The 5,839-nt window shown below is 58.0% G+C and carries 5 protein-coding genes and 1 pseudogene; 4 read left to right on the top strand and 2 right to left on the bottom strand.

Annotated elements, in window-relative coordinates; genetic code table 11:
- Both EN943_RS34200 and EN943_RS34195 read right to left on the bottom strand, forming a co-directional pair.
- A pseudogene (locus EN943_RS34200) lies at positions 1-217 on the bottom strand (amidase family protein); the annotation flags it as partial.
- A gap of 354 nt (positions 218-571) precedes the next feature.
- A complete protein-coding gene (locus EN943_RS34195) occupies positions 572-865 on the bottom strand; it encodes a DUF1330 domain-containing protein (RefSeq protein ID WP_127416284.1) in 294 nt (97 codons plus the stop codon).
- 393 nt (positions 866-1,258) lie between these two features.
- Here EN943_RS34195 and EN943_RS34190 point away from each other — a divergent pair, with 393 nt between their 5' ends.
- The 4 genes from EN943_RS34190 to EN943_RS34170 form a co-directional block, all read left to right on the top strand.
- A complete protein-coding gene (locus tag EN943_RS34190; RefSeq protein ID WP_127416283.1) occupies positions 1,259-2,599 on the top strand; it encodes an aminotransferase class III-fold pyridoxal phosphate-dependent enzyme in 1,341 nt (446 codons plus the stop codon).
- A gap of 70 nt (positions 2,600-2,669) precedes the next feature.
- Positions 2,670-4,133: an FAD-binding oxidoreductase gene (locus EN943_RS34185; RefSeq protein WP_348630115.1), complete on the top strand. Its 1,464-nt coding sequence runs from the start codon at positions 2,670-2,672 to the stop codon at positions 4,131-4,133.
- A 120-nt stretch (positions 4,134-4,253) separates the two neighbouring features.
- Positions 4,254-5,510 (top strand): FAD-binding oxidoreductase, encoded by a 1,257-nt coding sequence (locus tag EN943_RS34175; RefSeq protein WP_164778526.1) that lies wholly within the window; start codon positions 4,254-4,256, stop codon positions 5,508-5,510.
- Between the two features lie 125 nt (positions 5,511-5,635).
- Positions 5,636-5,839: hypothetical protein (locus EN943_RS34170; protein ID WP_206522864.1), on the top strand; the 204-nt coding region annotated here is incomplete at its 3' end.

Raw genomic sequence — 5,839 nt, 5'->3', positions numbered from 1 at the left:
CGCTCCGATTTCGCCCATCCCTGGCTCCGTCGAGGGCTGCTGCCGCTGCACTCGCCTCCTCTGTGAAAACCTCGACGTAGGAATTAAGCTTGCTATCGAGTTTTGCGATCCGCGAAAGATAGGCGCCTGTAATTTCTGCGCACGAAATCTCCCCTGTCGCTCGCATCTCGCTGAGCCGCCATGCCGGCAGAAAGCAAAGATCATCGGAATTCTTCAACCCGTTGGCCACTATTTACTCTTCCCAATAAATCTAATTAGAACATCTTGTCTACGAAGCATATGCTAACACCTACAACCGCGCTGGAAAGAACATGCGCGCCAACCATCAAGTCCTTTTTGGGTGACGACTACGGCAAGCTTTGCGTGAGATGCTTCGGCCGATTTGCGGCGCTGGTGCCTGGGGCCATGCCGATGATCACAGCATCGCTGTCCAACACTTTCCGGGCGGGCAGCTCGGTTTTAACCTGCCATGATGTTCGGCTCGGGGTTGAATTCGGAGGAAGGAAAGAGCGCCTTGAAAGAGCGTCTATATGCCTAGCGCACCGTAGGCGCGGCGGGGAACACGATGTCTTCAGCCAACGCCCTCGACAATGCGCAGATCCCGTTCAGCCGCACGGCCGAGAACCGCGCGGGCGGCCCTGTAGCCATCTGTCTCATAGGCCGCAATGGCCTTTTCGACACTTTCGAATTCGATAATAACGGTGCGCTGGTTGATGCCGTCCTCGAACACCTTGGCGGGCGCGCCACGCGCAAGTGCCGTTCCGCCGGCTTCGGCTAGCGCTGGCCCGGCGAGTTTTGCATATTCGGCCAGCGCGGCCGGGTGCGACACAGAGCGATAAAATGCGATCCAGTAACCTTTTGCCAAAGGAAATCTCCTTCTGTTGTGTGGCGCGACAGAGCACGCGTGGTCTCGCCTATGGGTGTCGTCCAGAATAGAGCGTCTGACTCGCGACAAGATCTACCTGGCTCTCCCACCGCTGAGAACTTTCCTGCGGAGCTGTAGGAGGTGCAGCAGTCAAAATTAGCGATAAGCGTTTAACGATAGGCGGTCAAGAGGCCTGGCTGGTGGGTGACACTCCAGCACGGAGCGGACTGCGTGGAGACTTCAGTCCATTTAACAAGCGGAGCTTCAGGCTAAGCCGCTGTCAGCGGAGTGGTCCGACGGCAAGTGCGGAACTGGCCTTTCCAGTGGAACCCGGCAAGAGCATCTACGTGCCATCGAGCCCTATTCGAGCAGCGTCTCGTTGGAGAAAAGAGAATGTTTCCAGCACCTAATACTCCCTCTGAGGCGTGGTATGACCGCGCCTGCAAGGTCATGCCAGGTGGCAGCACTCGGCGGGCACTCTACGACATGCGCTCCTATATGCATTCGGGGTACGGATGCAGAGTGCTCGACATTGACGGCAATTTATTTCTGGACGGCTCCAACAACTTCATGGTTCTCATCCACGGGCACAAGCACCCGCCGACGATCGCCGCAATCAAAGATCAACTCGACCGCGGGGTAAGTTTTGGTCTACCGGCGACGGGAGAGGTGCAACTGGCCGAGCATCTTTGCAACCGTGTGGCGTCGGTCGATCGCGTTGTGTTCTGCAATACTGGATCCGAAGCAGTCATGCATGCCATGAAGGCCGCGCGTGCACTGACGCAGCGGCCAAAGATCGTAAAATGCGAGGGCCTTTACCATGGTTCCTACGATTACGCCGAGGTCTCCAACACGCCTCCAGTCACGCTTGGGGCTCAGGGCTTCCCGATGTCGCGCGCCTTTGGCCCCTACACTCTGCCACATGTTCTGGAAGATGTCCTTGTCGTACCTTTTAACCATGCAGTCATGGCAGAGGCCATCATTCGCGAACACGCAGATGAGATCGCCGGAATTGTCATTGACCCGGTCCCTTCTCGCATCGGCTACGCCGTGGCGGATCCAGAATTTCTTAGAATGCTTCGAAGTGTGTCAGACGAACTTGGCATCCTGCTCATCTTCGACGAAATCGCGTCCTTTCGGGTAGCGCATGACGGTGCCCAGGGGATGTTGGACGTCCGCCCAGATTTGACAACGTTCGGGAAAATTATAGGCGGTGGTATGCCAGTCGGGGCGATTGGTGGAAGTGAGAAAGCAATGCAGATCTTCGACCCGTCGCGTGCAAGTGCTTGCCTGTCATTCACTGGTACCTTCAACGCCAACCCAATGACCATGGCCGCCGGCTTGGCGACGCTTGTCCACTACACCGAGGATGAAGTTCTCAGGGTCAATGAGATGGGCGATCAATTGCGGGCAGCCCTACGCGGAGGGATCGAGCAGAAGGGCTTACCCGCCCATGTTGGAGGCTGCGGCTCCTTTGTCTCGCTGTTCTTCGCGCCCCGTATTGGCAATAGCTATCATTCGGTCGCACATCGGCCTGAGGAACTGCCGCTGCTTAAGCGGTACTGGTCTGCAGCGATTGACCGGCGGCTACTCATCGATGAGTCCGGCCGGCTCAATATCTCCACGGCCTATACTTCGGGCGATATCGAGGAAGCCTCCGAAATCATATTGGCCTCGTTGGAAGAGGCGTTTGATGCACCGCTTTCAGTTGCTAAGCAACGCCGGTCGGTGTGACGAACGCTTCTTTATTGCGAGCCTGCCTCAGCCGCGGCATCCGCGGCAGCTGTGCCGCGCGAGCAAGCGTATGCCTTATAGCCAACCCTGGACGTTGCCGATGACAAGCCCAGCTTTGTCCGACCTAGCCAATATTGTGGGTTCAGCTCACGTACTGACCGCTCCAGAAGATATGGCCGCGTATACACGCGATTGGCGCGGTCGATTCTCAGGGAATGCAGCTGCAGTTGTGCGGCCTCGCTCCACCGCGGAGGTCGCGGGGATCATGGCCTGGGCGTTTCGAGAAGGTCGGCGCGTCGTTCCGCAAGGAGGAAACACAGGAGTGGTCGGCGGTGGAATCCCCGATGACACCGGCAATGAAATAATTGTCTCGCTTGGGCGGATGGACCGCATCCGTTCAATCGACCGGACCAACGATACGATGGTTGTTGAGGCGGGTTGCATACTCGCGAATGTGCAGGCAGCAGCCGTGGAGGCCGACCGCTTGTTCCCGCTCAGCCTGGCTAGCGAGGGCAGTTGCCAGATTGGCGGCAACATTGCCGCAAACGCCGGCGGCCTCGAGGTCGTGCGCTATGGGGCGATGCGGGAACTCGTGCTCGGGCTCGAGGTAGTTCTTCCCAACGGCGACGTGCTGGGCGAGATCGCACAGCTGCGCAAGAACAACACCGGCTACGATCTCAAGCATCTCTTCATTGGTTCGGAAGGCACTTTGGGCATCGTTACTGCCGCGGCGCTCAAGCTCTTTCCTCGGCCAAGGTCAACGGCAACCGCATTCTGTGGACTTCAGTCACCCGAAGACGCACTTGAGATTTTGAGCCGGGTGAAAGAACAATGCGGCGCCAGACTTTCAACTTTCGAGATCATCAGCGCCCGGCAGCTAGAGGTCGTGTTTCGACACATCAAGACTGCGTCTCCACTCGACAAACGGCATTCCTGGTATCTCCTGATAGAAATCACAGATTCGATATTAGATGCAGGTCTTTCCGAGCTGCTGATGGACACGCTCTCGGCATGTATCGAGGGAGGAATACTGTCAGACGCGGTCATCGCGCAATCGGAAGCACAGCGCTCGGAGTTCTGGGCGCTCCGGCATGTCATCTCGGAGAGCAATCTCCACGCGGGGCGCGTGTTGTCGCACGACACCTCGGTTCCGGTTTCGTCATGTGCGGCCTTCATCAGACAGACGGAGCGGGCTTTATCCGGGCGATCCGACATGGAACTGACGTTCGTAGGGCATCTCGGCGACGGGAATGTCCATGCAGTCGCAATTTTTGATCGTGAGAAAGTGGGCTCCGCTGAATTCGAAGCTCGGGCCAGCGAGGTCAGCAATATCGTTTACGAGATTAGCGCCTCACTAGGTGGAAGCATCAGTGCAGAACACGGCGTGGGTGTTTCGCTGCGCGACAAACTGGCGACTTTCAAGGACCCGCGGGAACTCTCATTAATGCGGTCTATCAAAGCTGTCTTCGATCCGACTGGTATCATGAATCCTGGAAAACTATTCAGCGCCTGTCCGAGCAATGCAACATCTTAGTCGCTCTGCAACGCAAGCCTGCACTATTCTTCCAATACGGTTTGACACGATGAACATCTATCAGAGTCTGATCAAATCGCGGCTGTCGTCAAGGCAGAGTGGGCCCGTCGGGGAATGGGCATGACAACGACACATATCGTCGTCGGTGGCGGCATCGCGGGTGTGTCGGCGGCGCTTTATATGCGCCGGGCGGGGTTGGATGTTACGCTGATCGACCCGCTGCCCTCCCCAGGGGGCGCGAGCTTCGGCAACGCCGGCATCATCAGTGCCGACACGGTCGTTCCGATTTCTGTGCCGGGGATGCTACGCAAGGTGCCGAGCTGGCTAATGGACCCATTGGGGCCGCTGACAATCCGCAAATCTTATCTGCCCCGGGCCACGCCATGGCTGCTGCGTTGGCTTTGGGCCGGACGCATGCGCCAAGTGCTGAAGAGCTCGGACGCGTTACGTGCCTTGCACAGCCCGATTTGGGACGTATACCGTGATCTTCTGGGCGCTAACGCATTTGCGGACTTGTTACGCCCTTTCGGCCACGTGCAGCTTTGGGACGGAGAACTTGAAAGCCCGGCAGCAGCTCTCGAGCGCCGGCTTCGCGAGCGGCATGGGGTCAAGTCCCAGCCGCTTCGCTTCGATGAGCTGCGCGAGATGTTTCCAGGCTTAGCGAAAATGCCTCTCCGTGGGATACTGATACCGGGGAACGGTCATATCGTCAGCCCTCGCCGTCTGGTCTCCCATTTAGCCGCCGTTGCTTTAGCTGAAGGTGTACGGTTCGTGCCCGAGCGCGTGTTGAAGTTGATCCCACGCGAGGCTGGTGACTGGACCGTGATGACCAACGCTGCCAATCATCGAGCCGCGCGGGTACTGGTCGCCGCCGGCGCATGGTCAGCGACCCTGCTGAATCCCCTAGGTCTGTACCTTCCCCTGGACACCGAGCGCGGCTATCACGCCATGTTCTCCGGATCGCCCGTTCAGCTAACTCACACTGTTCTTCATAAGGATTGGGGCGTAGCCCTGTCTCCCTTCGAGGAAGGACTATGCGCTTCTGGTACGGTGGAAATCGCCGGTTTGCACGCACCCCCAGATGAGCGCCGCGCGGCAGCGGTAGCGCGACGGGCCATGCAGTTGTTCCCAGAACTCGAGGGCGTAGAGCCGACTATTTGGATAGGGTTCCGCCCTTCCATTCCCGACAGTCTTCCTGTGATAGGCGCGGCGCCCGGGTTCCGTGGTCTCTTTCTATTGTTTGGACACGGCCACAACGGAATGACAGGTGGGCCCACCGGCGCTCGACTTGTGACCGAGCTAATGCAGAACCAAGCGCCGTTCATCGACCCGACACCCTATGCCGCCAGTCGGTTTTTGCGCGGCGCACCCACTTGATTGGCGCACGGTCAAATGCCGCGTCACTGAGATTTGCTCCCAATCCGATCATCGTAGATCAAGCGGGCTGACCACCGGAAGTTCTTTTTTCCTACCGCAAAGATGTAGAAGTAAGGAAGCGAGCGATGCGTCTTCACATTCAGAACCAAAAAAAAGATACGGGGTTCGCGATATCGCTGGCTCAGTGGCAAGCCGGCGTGCGTCGACACCCCGATATGGCGAGCATTAACGTGACCGTCTGTAACGACGACGCCGGTTTCGAACGGGCGTTGGAAGATGCTGAGGTGCTTGTCGCCTGGGTCGACGATATTAAAGAGCGCTTTCCTCGC

Source organism: Mesorhizobium sp. M7A.F.Ca.US.006.01.1.1 (assembly GCF_003997935.1).
Classification (GTDB): Bacteria; Pseudomonadota; Alphaproteobacteria; order Rhizobiales; family Rhizobiaceae; genus Mesorhizobium.
This window is presented reverse-complemented; position numbering and strand designations above follow the sequence as displayed.